At 71.3% G+C, this 17,875-nt stretch carries 16 protein-coding genes; 11 read left to right on the top strand and 5 right to left on the bottom strand.

Features of this window, described 5'->3' with window-relative positions; translation table 11 throughout:
* Positions 1-76: 76 nt before the first annotated feature.
* Positions 77-829 carry an NAD kinase gene (locus DPQ23_RS05960; RefSeq protein WP_240602465.1) on the top strand — a complete coding sequence of 251 codons (753 nt, stop codon included), beginning with the start codon at positions 77-79 and terminating at the stop codon, positions 827-829.
* A 114-nt stretch (positions 830-943) separates the two neighbouring features.
* Positions 944-2,542 (top strand): peptide chain release factor 3, encoded by a 1,599-nt coding sequence (locus tag DPQ23_RS05955; RefSeq protein ID WP_112873781.1) that lies wholly within the window; start codon positions 944-946, stop codon positions 2,540-2,542.
* A gap of 46 nt (positions 2,543-2,588) precedes the next feature.
* Here DPQ23_RS05955 and gdhA read toward each other — a convergent pair whose 3' ends face one another.
* A complete protein-coding gene (gdhA, locus tag DPQ23_RS05950) occupies positions 2,589-3,938 on the bottom strand; it encodes an NADP-specific glutamate dehydrogenase (protein ID WP_112873780.1) in 1,350 nt (449 codons plus the stop codon).
* Between the two features lie 198 nt (positions 3,939-4,136).
* Entirely contained in the window at positions 4,137-4,559 is a 423-nt protein-coding gene (locus DPQ23_RS05945) for an OsmC family peroxiredoxin (protein WP_112873779.1), read from the bottom strand.
* Between the two features lie 94 nt (positions 4,560-4,653).
* Here DPQ23_RS05945 and DPQ23_RS05940 point away from each other — a divergent pair, with 94 nt between their 5' ends.
* Positions 4,654-5,538 carry a DMT family transporter gene (locus DPQ23_RS05940; RefSeq protein ID WP_112873778.1) on the top strand — a complete coding sequence of 295 codons (885 nt, stop codon included), beginning with the start codon at positions 4,654-4,656 and terminating at the stop codon, positions 5,536-5,538.
* Here the strand turns inward: DPQ23_RS05940 and DPQ23_RS05935 are convergent.
* On the bottom strand, positions 5,535-6,725 hold the full coding sequence (locus DPQ23_RS05935) for a deoxyguanosinetriphosphate triphosphohydrolase (protein WP_112873777.1): 1,191 nt from the start codon (positions 6,723-6,725) through the stop codon (positions 5,535-5,537). The genes DPQ23_RS05940 and DPQ23_RS05935 overlap by 4 nt on opposite strands.
* 162 nt (positions 6,726-6,887) lie before the next feature.
* On the opposite strand from DPQ23_RS05935, the gene DPQ23_RS05930 reads away from it, so the two are divergent.
* The 8 genes from DPQ23_RS05930 (at position 6,888) to glmM (ending at position 16,013) form a co-directional block, all read left to right on the top strand.
* Positions 6,888-7,211: a HesB/IscA family protein gene (locus tag DPQ23_RS05930; RefSeq protein ID WP_112873776.1), complete on the top strand. Its 324-nt coding sequence runs from the start codon at positions 6,888-6,890 to the stop codon at positions 7,209-7,211.
* 3 nt (positions 7,212-7,214) lie between these two features.
* Positions 7,215-8,483: a hemolysin family protein gene (locus DPQ23_RS05925; RefSeq protein ID WP_112873775.1), complete on the top strand. Its 1,269-nt coding sequence runs from the start codon at positions 7,215-7,217 to the stop codon at positions 8,481-8,483.
* A 63-nt stretch (positions 8,484-8,546) separates the two neighbouring features.
* The gene (xth, locus tag DPQ23_RS05920) at positions 8,547-9,335 is read left to right on the top strand and encodes an exodeoxyribonuclease III (protein WP_112873774.1); all 789 of its coding nucleotides are present in this window, start codon (positions 8,547-8,549) and stop codon (positions 9,333-9,335) included.
* Between the two features lie 90 nt (positions 9,336-9,425).
* The gene (locus tag DPQ23_RS05915; protein ID WP_112873773.1) at positions 9,426-11,990 is read left to right on the top strand and encodes a putative PEP-binding protein; all 2,565 of its coding nucleotides are present in this window, start codon (positions 9,426-9,428) and stop codon (positions 11,988-11,990) included.
* Positions 11,991-12,185: 195 nt separating this feature from the next.
* Positions 12,186-12,707 (top strand): cell wall hydrolase, encoded by a 522-nt coding sequence (locus DPQ23_RS05910; RefSeq protein WP_112873772.1) that lies wholly within the window; start codon positions 12,186-12,188, stop codon positions 12,705-12,707.
* 131 nt (positions 12,708-12,838) lie between these two features.
* Positions 12,839-13,627 (top strand): dihydroneopterin aldolase, encoded by a 789-nt coding sequence (locus DPQ23_RS05905; protein ID WP_112873771.1) that lies wholly within the window; start codon positions 12,839-12,841, stop codon positions 13,625-13,627.
* A gap of 47 nt (positions 13,628-13,674) precedes the next feature.
* Complete coding sequence (gene folP, locus DPQ23_RS05900) at positions 13,675-14,670, top strand: dihydropteroate synthase (protein ID WP_112873770.1); 996 nt, start codon at positions 13,675-13,677, stop codon at positions 14,668-14,670.
* Complete coding sequence (gene glmM / locus DPQ23_RS05895; protein WP_112873769.1) at positions 14,667-16,013, top strand: phosphoglucosamine mutase; 1,347 nt, start codon at positions 14,667-14,669, stop codon at positions 16,011-16,013. The genes folP and glmM overlap by 4 nt, the downstream gene beginning before the upstream one ends.
* Positions 16,014-16,223: 210 nt before the next feature.
* On the opposite strand, the gene DPQ23_RS05890 is transcribed toward glmM, so the two are convergent.
* The gene (locus DPQ23_RS05890) at positions 16,224-17,357 is read right to left on the bottom strand and encodes an FAD-dependent monooxygenase (protein ID WP_112873768.1); all 1,134 of its coding nucleotides are present in this window, start codon (positions 17,355-17,357) and stop codon (positions 16,224-16,226) included.
* 4 nt (positions 17,358-17,361) lie between these two features.
* Positions 17,362-17,784, bottom strand: a complete 423-nt coding sequence (dksA, locus tag DPQ23_RS05885; RefSeq protein ID WP_112873767.1) for an RNA polymerase-binding protein DksA — start codon at positions 17,782-17,784, stop codon at positions 17,362-17,364.
* Positions 17,785-17,875: the final 91 nt, after the last annotated feature.

Raw genomic sequence — 17,875 nt, 5'->3', positions numbered from 1 at the left:
GGCGCGGAAATGCGTCCGGGGGGACGCCCGACCGCCAAGGCTTGCCAAGCGGCGGCCCGGGTGCAGGATGCGGGCCATGACCGCGATCCACTTCGCCGCCAACGACACCGAGATCGCCACCAGCGCCCTGGGGCGGCTGATGCATCGCTATGGCCAGGCGCCCGTATCGCGCGCCGACGTGATCGTGGCGCTGGGGGGCGACGGCTTTCTGCTGTCCACGCTACGCCAGAACCTGGGGCTGCCGGTCTATGGCATGAACCGCGGCACGGTCGGGTTCCTGATGAACGACTATGACGAGGCGGACCTGCCCCGGCGCATCCGGGCGGCCGAGGAAACCGTCATGCACCCGTTGGCGATGCTGGCCAGCACGCCCGAGGGCGAGGAGCACAGCGCCCTGGGCATCAACGAGGTCAGCCTGCTGCGCGCGGGCGCGCAGGCCGCCAAGCTGCGCATCAGCGTCGATGGCCGCATCCGCATGGAGGAGCTGATCTGCGACGGCGTGATCCTGGCCACGCCGGTCGGCTCGACCGCCTACAACTATTCGGCGGGCGGGCCGATCCTGCCGCTCGGCTCGGACGTGCTGGCGCTGACCGCCATCGCCCCGTTCCGGCCGCGCCGCTGGCGGGGCGCGATCCTGCCGCAATCGGGCGTGGTGCGCATCGAGGTGCTGGAGCCCATGAAGCGCCCGGTCATGGCCGACGCCGATTCCGCCGCCGTCGAGCGCGTCCGCTGGGTCGAGATCCGCAACGAGCCGCGCATCAGCCACCGCATGCTGTTCGACCCCGGCCACGGGATGGAGGAACGGCTGATGCGCGAGCAGTTCGTCTGACCCCAAAGAACGGGGGGCGCTGCCCCCGACCCTGCGGGCCTCCCCCGGGATATTTGATCAAGGAAGAACGGGGGGTCGATTGCCTCAGGGCGGCCCTCGCGCTAAAGGCCGTCCATGCTGGACAACCGCCCCCAACTGCCGCCCGACATCGCCCGCCGCCGGACCTTTGCGATCATCGCGCACCCGGACGCCGGCAAGACGACGCTGACCGAAAAGTTCCTGCTGTTCGGGGGCGCGATCCAGATGGCCGGACAGGTCCGCGCCAAGGGCGAGGCGCGGCGGACCCGGTCCGACTTCATGAAGATGGAGCAGGACCGGGGGATCTCGGTCTCGGCATCCGCCATGTCGTTCGACTTCGGGCCGTATCGCTTCAACCTCGTGGACACGCCCGGCCACTCGGATTTTTCCGAGGATACCTATCGCACGCTGACGGCCGTGGACGCCGCGATCATGGTGATCGACGGGGCCAAGGGCGTGGAAAGCCAGACCCGCAAGCTGTTCGAGGTCTGCCGGATGCGCGACCTGCCGATCCTGACCTTCTGCAACAAGATGGACCGGGAAAGCCGCGACACCTTCGAGATCATCGACGAGATCCAGGAAAACCTGGCCATCGACGTGGCCCCGGCAAGCTGGCCCATCGGCTCGGGGCGCGAGTTCCTGGGCACCTATGACCTGCTGCACGACCGGCTGGAGCTGATGGACCGCGCCGACCGTAACCGCGTGGCGGGGTCGATCCGCATCAGCGGGCTGGACGACTCCAAGCTGGCCGAGCATATCCCCGCCGACCTGCTGGCCAAGCTGCGCGAGGAGGTCGAGATGGCGCGCGCGCTGCTGCCCGCCTTCGACCGCAAGTCGTTCCTGGAAGGGCACATGACGCCGATCTGGTTCGGCAGCGCGATCAACAGCTTCGGCGTCAAGGAGCTGATGGCGGGCATCGGCGAGTACGGCCCCGAGCCCCAGCCCCAGACCGCCGCGGAACGCCAGATCGCGCCCGAGGAGGACAGCGTCACCGGCTTTGTCTTCAAGGTGCAGGCCAACATGGACCCCAAGCACCGCGACCGGGTGGCGTTCGTCCGCCTCGCGTCGGGGCATTTCGAGCGGGGGATGAAGCTGCTGCACGTGCGGTCGAAAAAGCCGATGGCGGTGTCGAACCCGGTCCTGTTCCTGGCCGCCGACCGCGAGCTGGCCGAAGAGGCCTGGGCCGGCGACATCATCGGCATTCCCAACCACGGGCAGCTTCGCATCGGCGACGCCCTGACCGAAGGCGAGGCGCTGCGCTTCACCGGCATCCCGTCGTTTGCGCCCGAGCTGTTGCAGACCGTACGCGCGGGCGACCCGATGAAGGCCAAGCATCTGGAAAAGGCGCTGATGCAGTTCGCCGAGGAGGGCGCGGCCAAGGTCTTCCGGCCCGCCATCGGATCGGGGTTCATCGTCGGCGTCGTGGGCGCGCTGCAGTTCGATGTGCTGGCAAGCCGGATCGAGATGGAATACGGCCTGCCCGTGCGCTTCGAGCCGTCGCAGTTCACCAGCGCCCGCTGGGTCGCCGGCCCCCGCGACAAGGTCGAAGCCTTCGCCGCCACCAACAAGCAGCACATGGCCACCGACCACGACGGCGACCTTGTCTATCTGACGCGCCTGCAATGGGACATCGACCGCGTGATGCGCGACCATCCCGACCTGAAGCTGACGGCGACGAAAGAGATGATGGTGTGAGACACGAAACCGACCGGGACGGCGCCGCCGCCCCGGTCGGTTTCCCTTAGACCACGCCCAGCGCCTGCATCGCCTCGGCCACGCGGACAAAGCCCGCGATGTTGGCGCCCAGGACATAGTTGCCTGGCTCGCCGTATTGCTCGGCGGTGGTGGCGGTTTCGTCGTGGATGGTGCGCATGATGCCTTCCAGGCGCGTCGCGGTCGTCTCGAAGGTCCAGCTGTCGCGCGAGGCGTTCTGCTGCATCTCCAGCGCGGATGTGGCGACGCCGCCGGCGTTCGCGGCCTTGCCGGGCGCAAACAGGACGCCCGCCTTGTGGAACGCCTCGATCGCGTCGGGGGTGGCGGGCATGTTGGCGCCCTCGGCCACGACCTCGACCCCGTTCTTGATCAGCGTGCGCGCGTCGCGGCCGTGCAGTTCGTTCTGCGTCGCGCAGGGCAGCGCGACCGCGCAGGGCACGTCCCAGACCGAGCCGTTGGCCACGAAATGCGTGCCGGTGCCCTTGAGACGGGCGTATTCGCTGATCCGGCCGCGGCGGACCTCCTTGATCTGCTTGACCAGGTCCAGGTCGAGCCCGGCCTCGTCCACGACATAGCCCGCGCTGTCCGAGCAGGCGACGACGATGCCGCCCAACTGCTGGACCTTCTCGATGGCATAGATGGCGACGTTGCCCGATCCGGACACGACGACCTTGCGCCCGTCCAGCGACTGGCCCCGCGCGGCCAGCATGCTGTCCACGAACCACACCGTGCCGTAGCCGGTCGCCTCTTTGCGCGCGCGCGAGCCGCCGTAGGACAGGCCCTTGCCGGTCAGCACGCCCGCCTCGTAGCGGTTGGTCAGCCGCTTGTACTGGCCGAACATGAATCCGATCTCGCGCCCGCCCACGCCGATGTCGCCCGCCGGCACGTCGGTGTATTCGCCCACATGGCGCCACAGCTCGGTCATGAAGGACTGGCAGAACCGCATGATCTCGCGGTCCGACCGGCCCTTGGGGTCAAAGTCGGACCCGCCCTTGCCGCCGCCGATGGGCATGGTGGTCAGCGCGTTCTTGAAGGTCTGCTCGAAGCCCAGGAACTTGATGATCCCCAGGTTCACCGAGGGGTGGAACCGGATGCCGCCCTTGTAGGGGCCCAGCGCACTGTTGAACTGGACGCGGAAGCCGCGGTTGATCTGCACGTCGCCCGCATCGTCGATCCACGGCACGCGGAAGATGATCTGCCGTTCGGGTTCGCAGATGCGTTCGATCAGCGCGTTGTCGGCGTAATGGGGATGCTTGGCCAGAACCCGGCCGAGGCTGTGCATCACCTCGTGGACGGCCTGGTGGAATTCGGGCTCGCCCGGATTGCGCCGCAGGACGGTCGCGGTGATCTGGGCCAGCACGGCCTCCTGGTCGGACATGATCGGGGTTCCTTTTCGCCTGATGCCGGAAAAAGCGGCACCCGCTGCGCATAGTTAGCGCGGCCGCCACCGTCAATGCGCCGGAATGCGGCACGGCAGCGCGGGCATTCCTGTCGCCGGGCGACGGGACAAGGGGGGCGGCACGGCCCCCGACGGGCGGGGGCCGTGCAGGTCCGGGGGGCCGGCCTGCGCCGGCCGTCAGGCGACGGTGGCGTCCAGCGTGATGTCGGCCTTGAGCAGCTTGCTGACCGGACAGCCCGCCTTCGCCTTGTCGGCGGCGGCGCGGATCGCGGCCTCGTCGCCCGTGCCGCTGATGCGGGTGGTCAGATGCGCGGTCTTGATGGCAAAGCCGTCGCCGTCCTTGTCCAGCCCGATGGCCGAGGTCGTCTCGATCGAGACATCGGTGATGCCCGCCTCGGCCAGGATCATCGACAGCGCCATGCTGAAGCAGGCGGCGTGGGCGGCGCCGATCAGCTCCTCGGGGTTGGTGCCCGGCTGCCCCTCGAACCGGGTCCGAAAGCCGAAGGGCTGCGCGGCAAGGACGCCCGACTCGGTCGAGACCGTGCCCCGTCCGTCCTTGAGCCCGCCTTGCCAGGTCGCCGAGCCAGTCTTGGTGATCATCGCGTCCTCCGTGGTTGAGACGCGGCCCAACGCGCCGCGCGTTGCACCGGTTCACCAAGGGCGATAGCTGCGCGTCGGCAAAGGGGACCGCGCGATGCCGATCCATGAACTGGCTGCGCTGGGCGCGGCCGTCTGCTGGGCGATGACCGGCCTGCTGGCGGCGGCGCCGGTGCGCGCGCTGGGACCGTTCGGGTTCAACCTGATCCGGCAGGGCTTTGTCGCAGGGCTGCTGGCGGTGCTGGTGGCGGCGACGGGGCGCTGGCGGGGCATCGACCCGGACTGGGTCGGGCCGCTGGTCTGGTCGGGGCTGGTCGGGATCTTCCTGGGCGACACGGTGCTGTTCTTTGCGCTGCAGCGGCTGGGGCCGCGCCGCACGGGAGCGCTGTTTGCCATGAACGCGCCGCTGGCCGCGCTGCTGGGATGGCTGTTTCTGGGCGAGACGCTGTCGGCGCAGGGCGTGGCCGGGGTGGCGCTGTGTTCGGCGGGGGTGGCCGTCTGCGTGCTGGGGCGCGGGGGGCTGCATCACTTGGACCGGGTGCGCGGCCCGGTCTGGATCGGGGTCGCGCTGGGATTGCTGGCGGCCCTGGGGCAGGCGGGCGGGTCGCTGATCGCGCGCCCGGCCATGGCGGCGGGGATGGACCCGGTCGTCGGCTCGCTGATCCGGGTGGCGGTGGCGGTCGCCTGCCTGTCGGCGCTGGGCGCGACCGGGCTGCGGCTGTTTCGCCCCACCGGCCCGCTGACCGCGCCGGTCGCCGCGCAGATCATGGCCTCGGGCCTGCTGGCCATGGTGGTGGGCATGACGCTTTTGCTGTTCGCGCTGCAGGGCGGCAAGGTCGGCATCGTGTCCACGCTGTCGGCGCTGTCGCCGGTGATGATCCTGCCGATCCTGTGGGCGGTCACGGGCGAGCGCCCGACGGCCGCCAGCTGGACCGGCGCCCTCCTCGCCGTCGCGGGAATGGCGCTGATCTTTTTGCGCTAGGGGCGCGGGCCGCGCGTCAGGCGGCTGTATTCCGCAATCGCGAACCGGTCGGTCATCCCGGCCACATAATCCAGCACGACGCGCGCCCGCTGGGTGCGGTCGGGGGCGGCCGCCGCCTCGGCCTGCCAGTCGGGGGGCATCAGGCGCGGGTCGTCCAGCAGCATCGGAAAGATCGTGTTCAGCATCGCCGTCACCCGCGCCCGCTCGTCCATGACCGAGGGGGCGCGGTACATCCGCGTGAACAGGAACCCCTTGATCGCCTTGAGGTTCTGGTACAGCGGCTTGGAAAACCGGATGATCGGGCCGTCCATCGCGCGGATCGCGTCGGCGCTGTCGGGCTGCGCGGCCTCGATCCGGCCCTGCGCCACGGCGATCACGTCCTCGACCATGACGCCGAACACCCGGCGCAGCGCCTCGTGCCGGCGGCGCATCGGGTCGAGGGCGGGATGCAGGCGGTCCACCTCGGCAAAGGCCGGGCCGATCAGCGGCAGCTCGGCCAGGTCGGCTTCGGTGAACAGCCCGGCGCGCAGGCCGTCATGCAGGTCGTGGTGGTTATAGGCCACGTCGTCGGCGACGGCGGCCACCTGCGCCTCGGCGCTGGCATAGGTGGACAGGCGCAGGTCCCAGGCGGCGTCCACCTCGGCCAGCGCCCAGGGCAGCGGCGGGGCGTCGCCCCCCGGCCCGGCCGGGCCGGTGACGGGACCGTTGTGCTTGGCAATGCCCTCCAGCGTCTCCCACGTCAGGTTCAGCCCGTCAAAGCCCGCGTAATGCCGCTCCAGGCGCGTCACGATCCGCAGCGCCTGCGCGTTGTGGTCAAAGCCCCCATGGGGGGCCATCAGCGCGGCCAGCGCATCCTCTCCGGTGTGGCCAAAGGGCGGGTGGCCCAGGTCGTGGGCCAGTGCCACCGCCTCGGCCAGGTCGGTGTTCAGCCCCAGCACGCCGGCGATGGTGCGTGCGACCTGGGCCACCTCGATCGTGTGGGTCAGGCGGGTGCGATAATAGTCGCCGCGATAGTCATTGCCGTCCTGTTCCACGAAGACCTGCGTCTTGTGCTTGAGCCGCCGGAACGCGCTGGAATGAATGATCCGGTCGCGGTCGCGCTGCCAGGGACTGCGAAAGCTGGACAGTTCCTCGGGAAAGCGGCGGCCGCGGCTGTCGGCAGGGTGGCAGGCGAAACGCGCGGTCATCGGATGTCCTTGGCCGGTCCGGGTCGCCCGCGCGCCGCCGCCGGGTCGCGCGGGCGAGGGGCGCGCGGAACGGCCGGCCGGGTGGGGCAGGGCGGGCGCGCCTTGCGACGACCCGGTGTCCATCCTATATTCCGGGACACGCAATCGAAACGGGAACGCCCCATGAACCTGCCTCCCACGGTGACGCCCCGCGCCTTTGCGCGGCTGGCCGACATCAACGCGGGCGGCGACGGCCAGCCCCTGCGGGTGGCGGTGCTGGGCGGCGGATGCTCGGGATTTCAGTACGACATCCGTCTGGACGCGCCCGCGCCCGACGACCTGGTGATTGAGGGGCAGGGGCAGCGCGTGGTCGTCGATCCGGTGTCGCTGCCTTTCCTGTCGGGTGCCACCATCGACTGGTCGGACGAGCTGATCGGCGCGCGGTTCGTCATCGACAACCCCAACGCAAGCGCGTCGTGCGGCTGCGGCACCTCGTTCTCGATCTGACGCATGTGGCTTGAGATTCTGCTGATTCTGGCGCTGACGGTGGGCAACGGCCTGCTGTCCATGTCCGAGCTGGCCGTGGTGTCAGCACGCCCGGCGCGGCTGGCCAGCATGGCTGAAAAGGGCGACGCCGGGGCGCAGGCCGCGCTGCTGCTGCTGGACGAGCCGGGCAAGTTCCTGTCATCGGTGCAGATCGGCATCACGCTGGTCGGCGTGCTGACCGGGGCGGTGTCCGGCGCGACGCTGGGGGCGCGGGCCGGGACGACGCTGGTCGGGATGGGCGTGCCCCATGGGCTGGCGCAGACGCTGGGCGTGGTCCTGGTCGTGGCCGGGATCACGGCGCTGTCGGTGATCCTGGGCGAACTGGTTCCCAAGCAGATCGCCATGTCGAACCCCGAAGGCATCGCCTCGCGCGTGGCGCCCGCCATGCGGATGGTGGCGCGCATCGGCACGCCGCTGGTGTGGGCGCTGGATGCGCTCAGCCGGCTGACGCTGCGCCTGATCGGCATCCGCGACAGTTCGGACCGCGCCATCACCGACGAGGAGGTGCGGATGACCATCGCCGAGGCCGCGCAGGCCGGCGTGCTGATGGAGGGCGAGCGCGGCATGATCGCGGGCGTCATGCGCGTGGCCGACCGCTCGGCCGCGGCGATGATGACGCCGCGCCGCGATGTCGAGACGATCGACCTGAACGACCCGCCCGCGGTGATCGTGGCCAAGGCGCGTGCGGCCCGCTTTTCGCGCCTGCCGGTCACGGACGGGGCCGCCGACGAGATCCTGGGCGTCGTCGCCCTGCGCGACCTGATCGGGGTCGAGGCCCCCGACCTGAGGGCCCTGATGCGCGAGGCGCCGACGGTGCTGGACGCCGCCGACGCGCTGTCGGTGATCGAGGTGATGCGCGCCACGCCCTCGCGCATGGTGCTGGTCTATGACGAATACGGCCATTTCCAGGGCATCATCACCGCCATGGACCTGCTGGAGGCGATCACCGGCGATTTCGTGGACCGCGACGGCGAGGAACCCGACATCGTTCGGCGCGCGGACGGATCGTGGCTGGTCGCCGGCAGCGAAAGCGCGGATGAATTCGCCGGCGAAACCGGGTTTCCGGTGCCCGAGGGGGATTTCAACACCGTCGCGGGCATGGTGCTGGCCATCATCAACCGCATCCCGCGCACGGGCGACGTCTTCACCCACGACGGCTGGACGGTCGAGGTGGCCGACATGGACGCGATGCGGATCGACCGGCTGATCGTGACCTCGCCCAGCGCGGACTAGGCGTCCGGGCGCGCAGCCGCCCTGCCTTGCCCCCTTTGCGTGCGGGCTGCTAGGGTCGCGGCCATGAAGATCGCCAGTTTCAACGTCAACGGGATCAAGGCGCGGCTGCACCAGCTGACCGCCTGGCTGCCCGAGGCGCAGCCCGACATCGTCGTCCTGCAAGAGATCAAGAGCGTGGACGAGGGCTTCCCGTCGGACGCGATCGAGGACCTGGGCTGGCGGGTCTGGACCCACGGCCAGAAAAGCTGGAACGGCGTGGCCGTGCTGTCGCGCCTGCCCGTCGAGGATGTGCGCCGCGGCCTGCCGGGGGACGACGGCGACGAACAGGCCCGCTGGATCGAGGCCGACGTAATGGGCGAGCGGTGCATGGTGACGGTCGCGGGCCTGTATCTGCCCAACGGCAACCCCGCGCCGGGGCCGAAATACGACTACAAGCTGGCGTGGATGGAACGGCTGCGCCACCGCGCCGGGGCGCTGCTGGCGACCGAGGCGCCGGCGGTCATGCTGGGCGACTACAACGTCATCCCCGAACCGCGCGACGCCGCGCGCCCCGAGAACTGGGTGGACGACGCGCTGTTCCTGCCCGAAACCCGCGCCGCGTTCCGCCGCGTCGTCCACCAGGGCTGGACCGACGCGATCCGCATCCGCGCCCCGCAGGCGACCCGCGGGCCGTTCACCTTCTGGGATTACCAGCGCCAGTCCTGGGACCGCGACAACGGCATCCGCATCGACCACATCCTGCTGTCGCCGCAGGCCGCCGACCTGATGCGCGACGCGGGCGTGGACCGCGACCAGCGCGCGGGCGAAAAGCCCAGCGACCACGTTCCGGTCTGGGTGGACCTGGCGGCCTGACAGGACGCACCGGCGCATCCCTGCGGCAGACCGCCTGCCGGCGTTCGCGCTTGCAGCCTGCGCGTGCGGGCGCTTAGGGTCGGGGCCATCATGGACCAGCCCCGCGACACCTCTTCGGTCATCGAGATCACGCCCTCGGCCCCCGTCACGACGGCCGATCACGGCTGGCGCGCCAAGTGCCTGCAACGGCTGATCCGCATGGACCTGCCGGTGCCGCGCAGCTTTGCGATCTCGGCCGCGGCGGTGCGCGGCATCGCGTCGGGGCGGATGCTGGCACGCGGCGATCTGGACCGGCTGATCGCGGCAGCGGGCGGGCTGGTCGGGGTGCGGCCCTCGGCGCTGAACCCGGAATGGGGCGGGCCGGGGACGGTCCTGAACGTGGGCATCAACGCGGCCTGCCATGCGCGGCTGGCGCAAAGGCTGGGGGTCGACGCGGCAGACGCGCTGTATCGCGGGTTCGTGCAGTCCTATGCCATCCATGTGGCGCGCCTGGACCCCGACATGTTCTCGGAACCCGACGCCACACTGGCCGACGCGCTGGCGGCTTACCGCGACGAGACGGACGAGGATTTCCCCCAGGACCCCGCCCGCCAGCTGGCCGAAGTGCTGCGGTCCATGGCGCGCGCGTGGGACGGGCCCAGCGCCCGGCTGCTGCGGCAGGCCAAGGGCGCACCTGCCGACGCCTCGCTGGGGCTGGTGGTGCAGGACATGGCACTGGCCCTGGGACCGGGGGTCACCGGGTCGGGCACGATCCAGTTCATCGACAGCGTGACCGGCGCCCCCGGCATCACGGGGCGGTTCCAGGGCCAGACCCAGGGGCGCGCGATGCTGGCCGATGCCGTGACGCTGTATCTGACCCGCGATCCCCGGGGCCCCTCGCTCGAGGAGACCGCGCCCGGCGTGTTCGCGGATCTGGTCCGCTTTGGCGTGGCGGCGCGAGAGCGGCTGCGCGAAGAGATGCAGATCGAGTTCGTCGTGGCCGACAGCGAGCTGTCGATCATCGACGCGACGCGGGTGCAGCGATCGTCGCGCGCCGCCGTGCGGATCGCGGTGGCGCTGGGCCGCGACGGCATCATCCCCACGGACGAGGCGGTGATGCGCGTCCAGCCCCGCGCGCTGTCGGACCTGCTGCACCACCAGGTCGACCCGCGTGCCCCGCGCGACCTGATCACGCGCGGCATGGCCGCCAGCCCCGGCGCGGCCACCGGGCGCATCGTCTTCACCGCCGCCGCCGCGCAGGCCGCCGCAGCCCGGGGCGAGCCCTGCGTGCTGGTGCGCCGAGAGACGGTGCCCGAGGACATCCGCGGCATGCACGCCTCGGTCGCGGTGCTGACCGAACGCGGCGGCATGACCAGCCACGCCGCCGTCATCGCGCGCGGCCTGGGCCTGCCCTGCATCGTGGGGGCGTCCGGCATCAGCATCGACGCCCGCGCCCGAACCCTGACCGCCGGCGCCCGCAGCTTCCGCGAGGGCGAGGAGATCACCATCGACGGCACCTCGGGCGAGGTGCTGGCCGGGGCCGCGGCGATGCTGGAGCCGGCGCTGGACGACGCCTTCAACCAGCTGCTGGAGTGGGCCGACGCGGCCTGCACCATCGCCGTGCGCGCCAACGCCGACACGCCCGAGGACGCGCGCACCGCCCGGATGTTCGCGGCCCAGGGCATCGGCCTGTGCCGCACCGAGCACATGTTCTTTGACGAAAAGCGCCTGCCGGCCATGCGCGAGATGATCTTCGCCGACCGGCCCGAGGATCGGCGGCTGGCGCTGGATCGCCTGCTGCCGATGCAGCGCGACGATTTCACGACGCTGTTCCAGATCATGGACGGCCTGCCGGTCACGATCCGCCTGTTCGACCCGCCCCTGCACGAGTTCCTGCCCCACGACCGCGAGGGGATGCGCGAACTGGCCGAGACGCTGGACCTGCCCCTGTCCGACGTGGTCCGCCGCGTCGATGCGCTCAGCGAGTTCAACCCGATGCTGGGGATGCGGGGGGTGCGGCTGGGCATCGTGATCCCTGAAATCTACGAGATGCAGGCCCGCGCCATCTTCGAGGCCGCCGTCGCCGCCGGCCGCAAGGGCGAGGGGGTGGTGGCCGAGATCATGATCCCGCTGGTCAGCGCCATGCGCGAGGTCGAACTGGTCCGCCACCAGATCGAGGGCGTCGCCGCCTCGGTCCGGCAGGAAACCCGCACCCGCTTCGACTATCGTCTGGGCGTGATGGTCGAGACCCCGCGCGCCGCGCTGCGCGCGGGTGACATTGCCGAGCACTGCGCCTTTCTGTCGTTCGGCACGAACGACCTGACCCAGATGACCTATGGCCTTTCGCGCGACGACGCAGGCCGGTTCATGGGCAGCTATGTGGCCCAGGGGGTCTATGCCGAGGACCCGTTCCACATCCTGGACCAGGAGGGCGTGGGCGAGCTGATCCTGACGGGCGTCAAGCGGGCGCGGGCGCGCAAGCCGGGGATCACCCTGTCGGTCTGCGGGGAACATGGTGGCAATCCCGAGTCCATCGCCTTTTGTTTGCACGCAGGAGTTGACTATGTCAGCTGCTCGCCTTTCCGTGTGCCCATCGCCCGGCTGGCCGGGGCTCAGGAATCGATTCGCGCCTTGCGCGCGGCGCAGGCGTGCGAGGGCCTGAAGGCCGGGTCCTAGTCCGCGGCTTTTTGCACAGATCCGCTCAAATGCCCGATCACCTCCGGCGGGAACCCGCCCGAACGGGCCGGATTCGCCCGGGTTCCCGTCCTCACGGCCCTGTGTGCTGGAATCACAGGCCCGTTCATCCCACCCCGTTCGTCACGGGCCGGCAGCTGCCACTGCGGCCTTGGGGAAACGATACGGGACTGTTCTATGCAAAAGCTTCTCTCGCGGCTGGTGCGCATCGGTGTGTGTGTTGCGTGCGCCCTGCCCCTGATGTCCATGACCTCTGCCCCTGCCGCGGCCGAGGCGTCGCTGAACCCGGCACGGGTGTCGTCGAAGGGCGGCGATTCCATGAAGTGCCTGACCGAGGCGCTGTACTTCGAGGCGCGGGGCGAGCCGGTCAAGGGCCAGCGCGCCGTGGCCGAGGTGATCCTGAACCGCGTCGATCATCCCAGCTTTCCCAAGTCCGTCTGCGGCGTGGTCAACCAGCGTGGCCAGTTCAGCTACAAGGGCGGCAGCCTGCGGATGCGCGACGGCAGCGCCGCCGCCCGCGCGGCCCGCATCGCGGCCGAGGCGCTGGCCGGCGCGCCCCGCACCCTGACCGGGGGCGCCACGTATTTCCACACCACCCAGGTCCGGCCGTCATGGTCCAAGCGGTTTACCCGCACGACCCGGATCGGCGCGCATATCTTCTATCGCCGCGGCGGCGGGCAGCGCGTCGCCTCGAACTGAGGGGGCGGCCGGCACCGGCCTTCGACATCGACGGGCGCAGCGCGGACACCGCCTGCGCCCTTTTCTGTCGCACCCGTGTTCGGTTTCGCGCACCGCCTTGCGGCAAGGCCGTTTCCGGTTAATCAGATCCGATGGACCAGCCCGACCGCATCCACCTGCGTGACCATGTCGTCACCGCCGACATCGGCGCGTTCCAGACCGAACGCGGCCAGCCGCAGCGGCTGCGCTTTACGATCGAGGTCGATCTGGCCGAGCCGGTGTCGGCCGCGGACGATCAGGTGGACCGCATCCTCAGCTATGACGTGCTGACCGGGGCCGTCTCGACGGCGCTGGCCGACGCGCGCGTGGCCCTGCTCGAGACGCTGGGCGAGCGGATCGCGGCCCAGGTCCTGCGCCATCCGCGCGCGGCCCGGATTTCCGTGACCATCGAAAAGCTGGACCGCGTCCCGGGTGCGCTGGGCGTCACGCTGGTGCGCCGGGCCGCGCGGGTGGCGCCCCTGCCGTCCGGCGCGCCGCCCGCCGTGCTGTTTCTGGGGACGGACGCCGCGCTGCCGCCCGGGGCGGTGGTCGTGGTGCCCGATGCGCCGCGCCTGCCGCTGCCGCAGGGCGGCGACGCGCGGCGCATTGCGCTGCTGGCGCTGGACCAGGCGGCCTGGGCGCTGGCCGGGCAACGGGGCCTGACCGTCGCCGACAGCCGGACCGAGATCGACTGGGCCGCGACCGAGAGGCGCGCCGTTGTCTGGGCGCCCGCGCGCATGGCCGCGGACGTTCCCGACCTGCCGGCGGACCCGGTCGCGCTGGCCTTCTGGATCGCGCAGCGGCTGGGCGCCCCCCGGCTGGACCTGGCCCTGCCGCACGGTGTGCCCCTGCCTGCGCCCTTGGCGGATTTCCGCGGCACCGTGGCCCGCGCAGGGGGCTGAGCTTGTCCAGCCGCGTACTTTGTGAGCACTCTGCGCCCTGATCCCCCATGAGCCCGACGCAGCACCCCCGACCCTATTGGCGACCCATCCCCGACCCGGCCGGCGGCCGCTGGCGGCTGGCGGGCGGCTGGGTCGGTTTCTCGCGGCTGGAACGCCTGACCCGCGGCGGCGCGCCCGAAATCGTCGACGCCGCCCCCGATGATGTGCTGGCCGCGCTGACGGCCCCGCGCCCGCCCGTCCTGGGCCTGTCCATGGACCGGCCCCGCGTCATGGGGATCGTCAACGTGACGCCGGACAGCTTTTCCGACGGCGGCCGCTGGACTGCCGACGGGGCGGCGCATGGGCGCGGCCTGCTGGCGGCGGGGGCCGACATGCTGGACATCGGCGGCGAATCGACCCGCCCCGGCGCGGCCGAGGTGCCTGTGGCCGACGAGATCGCCCGCGTCGTCCCGGTGATCGCAACGCTGGCCGGGCTTGCCCTGTCCGTCGACACGCGCAAGGCTGCCGTGGCGCGTGCGGCGCTGGCCGCCGGGGCGGGGATGGTCAACGACGTGTCGGGGCTGGACTTTGACCCCGACATGGCCGCGACGGTGGCCGAAAGCGGGGCCGCCCTCTGCCTGATGCACGCCCAGGGCGTGCCGCAGACGATGCAGGACGACCCGCGATACGACGACGTGCTGCTGGACGTCCATGACGCGCTGGCCGACCGCATCGCCCGCGCGGTTGCGGCGGGCATCCCGCGCGCGCGCATCGTCGTCGATCCCGGCATCGGCTTTGGCAAGACGCAGGCGCACAACCTGGCGATCCTGCGCCGCATCGGGCTGTTTCACAGCCTGGGCGTGCCGGTCCTGCTGGGGGTGTCGCGCAAGGGCTTTGTCGGCGCCATCGGCGGGGCGGACAACCCGGCCGACCGCGACCCCGGTACGCTGGCGCTGACGCTGGCGGCGGTCGCGCAAGGCATCCAGATTCACCGCGTCCACGACGCGGCCGGCATCAGACAAGGCCTGTCCCTGTGGCAGGCCGTCGAAGGGACACAGACATGACACGACAGCTTTTCGGCACCGACGGCGTGCGCGGCCAGGCCAACACCCACCCGATGACGGCCGAACTGGCGCTGCGGCTCGGCGCCGCCGCCGGGCGCTATTTCCGCTGCGACGGCAGCAACGGGCATCGCGTGGTGATCGGCAAGGACACGCGGCTGTCGGGCTATATGCTGGAAAACGCGCTGACCGCCGGGCTGACCAGCACGGGGATGAACGTGCTGCTGCTGGGGCCGGTGCCGACGCCTGCGGTGGGGTTCCTGACCCGGTCCATGCGCGCCAGCGTGGGGATCATGATCTCGGCCAGCCACAACCCGGCCGAGGACAACGGCATCAAGTTCTTCGGCCCCGACGGCTTCAAGCTGTCGGACGAGGCCGAGGCCGAGATCGAGGTCATCCTGCAGGGCGAGATCCCCCTGGCCCCGCCCCGGCAGATCGGTCGCGCCCGGCGGATCGACGACGGCCGCGGCCGCTATGTCGAATATGCCAAGACGACCTTCCCCGCCGGCCAGCGGCTGGACGGGCTGAAGGTGGTGATCGACTGCGCCAACGGCGCCGCCTATCGCGCCGCGCCCGACGTGCTGTGGGAATTGGGGGCCGAGGTCATCGCGCTGGGCGTCAAGCCCGACGGGTTCAACATCAACGACGGCGTGGGCTCGACCCACCCGCAGGCCTGTGCCGAGGCCGTGCGCCAGCATGGCGCGCATCTGGGCATCAGCCTGGATGGGGACGCCGACCGCGTGATGATCGTGGACGAGACTGGCGCGGTCGCGGACGGCGACCAGATCATGGCGCTGCTGGCGGGGCGCTGGGCCGACCAGGGACGGCTGCGCGGGGATGCGCTGGTGGCGACAGTGATGTCGAACCTGGGGCTGGAACGGCACCTGTCGCGCCGCGGCCTGCGGCTGGAGCGCACCGCGGTGGGCGACCGCTATGTGGTGGAGCGGATGCGCGCCGGCGGGTTCAACCTGGGCGGCGAGCAGTCGGGCCATATCGTAATGACCGACTATGCCACCACCGGCGACGGGCTGATCGCCGGGTTGCAGTTCCTGGCCGCCCTGGCCGACAGCGGCGAGCGGGCCAGCACCCTGGTGCGCCAGTTCGATCCCGTCCCGCAGATGCTGAAGAACGTGCGCTTTGCCGCCGGCGCCGATCCCCTGTCCACCGCGCCGGTCCGGGCCGAGATCGCGGCGGCCGAGGCGCGGCTGGCGCAGTCGGGCCGCGTGCTGATCCGCAAGTCCGGGACCGAGCCGCTGATCCGCGTCATGGCCGAGGCCGAGGACGAGGGCGTGCTGCGCGAGGTCGTGGACGGGATCGTGGCCGCCGTGGAAAAGGCCGCCGCCTGACGGCGGGGCCGCCCGCGGCCCTGCATCCGGCACGGCGGGGGCAGGCGTGGAAAGGACCGCCGGTTGGCGTGCAGGTCGCGCACGCCCGGTCCGGCATCCGGGCGCGACGACGACCCCGGGCCGTGTCCCGTTTGCGGCAGAACCAGTCCAATCCGGCGGGCGGGCACGCGCAGGGCAGGGGGCCAGCCACCCGCCTTCACGGCTGCGGCGTCAGGCGACCGCCGTCGGGTCGTGGTCGTAAACCCAGGCGAACCGCTCGAACACGGCGCGCGGCGCCAGCCGGTCTGCCAGCCGCAGCGCCGTATGGCCCACCCTGCGGCGCGGGCCGGACAGGTGATAGTTGCGCGCATTGGCATTCGCCGCCTCGACGATGCGGACGCAGCGCGGGCGCCGCAGCGCCTGATAGCGTGCCAGCGCCCGCGGCTGGTCGGCGTCGGCGTCCAGGCAGGCGGCCAGCACCCAGGCATCCTCGATCGCCATGCAGGCCCCTTGCGCCAGGAAGGGCAGCGTCGGATGGGCCGCATCCCCCAGGATCGCGCGCCGGTCGTCGTGCCAGCGCGGGGCAACGCGGTGGCGGTGCAGCCCCCAGACGGCACAGTCGGTCACCTGCGAAAGCCAGCCCGGAACCGGCCCGCCGAAATCCGCGAAGGCGGCGCGCAGGGCGGCGGGGTCGTCGGGCCGGGACCAGTCCTCGGCCGTCCAGGCGGCCCGTTCCTCGACCGCGACGATGTTGCGCAGCCCGTAGGCCAGCGGATAGCTGACCATGTGCCGCCCGGGCCCCATGAACACCTGCGCGCCAAAGCTGGCGGCGTCTTCCAGGGGCACCAGCGTCCGCCATGCGGCCTGCCCCGTGAAGAACGGCGTCTCGGTTCCGTTCAGGGCGACCCGCACGCGGCTGTGCAGCCCGTCCGCGCCGATCAGCAGCCCGGCGTCGGGCAATGTCTCGACCGGGGTGTCCAGCAGGATCGTGGCCCCGGCGGCGCGCGCGGCGTCGTCCAGCACCGCGATCAGCCGCGCCCGATGCACGGTGCGAAAGGCCGCGCCGGGACGCCAGCGGTCGAAATCCATGTGCAGCACACGGGCACCCGCCGCATCGCGCAGCGTCACCCCGTGCGAAGGCACCGACACGGCGGTGAAATCGCGACCGATGTCCAGCGCCTCGAGGACGCGCACCGCGTTGGGGCTGACCTGGATGCCCGCGCCCACCTCGCGCAGCGCGCCCGCGCGTTCCAGAACGGTCACGGCCGCGCCGCGCCGGGCCAGCGCCAGCGCCGCGGTCAGTCCGCCGATGCCCGCGCCCACGATGGTGACGGCGCGACCCGCAAGGGCACCGGCCGCGGCCATATCCTTAATCCTCGCGGTGGACGCGCTCGCGCCGTTCGTGGCGCTCCTGCGCCTCCAGCGTCATGGTGGCAATGGGGCGGGCGTCCAGGCGGCGCAGGCTGATCGGCTCGCCAGTCATCTCGCAATAGCCGTATTCGCCCGTGTCGATCCGCCGCAGCGCCGCGTCGATCTTGCTGACCAGCTTGCGCTGGCGGTCGCGGGTCCGCAGTTCGATCGAGCGGTCGGTTTCCTCGGACGCGCGGTCGGCGATGTCGGGGACGTTGCGGCCGCTGTCCTGCAACCCCTCCAGCGTTTCGGCCGACTGGTCCAGCAATTCCTGTTTCCACGCCACAAGCTTGCGGCGGAAATACTCCAGTTGGCGATCGTTCATGAAGGGCTCGTCTTCGGCCGGGCGATAGTCTTCGGGCAGAAAGGTCTGGCGCTTCATTGGTCCTCCGGCCGGGCCGGGCAGGGCGATCCGGCTCCTCGGGCGTCCGCATAAAGGATGAGGGCACGAAAGGGAAGTGCCGGCGCCGGAC

The sequence above is a fragment of the Paracoccus endophyticus genome (assembly GCF_003286075.1).
In the GTDB taxonomy this organism is placed as follows: domain Bacteria; phylum Pseudomonadota; class Alphaproteobacteria; order Rhodobacterales; family Rhodobacteraceae; genus Paracoccus; species Paracoccus endophyticus.
Note: the sequence above shows the minus strand (reverse complement) of the source record. Positions and strands in the feature narration are given on the sequence as shown.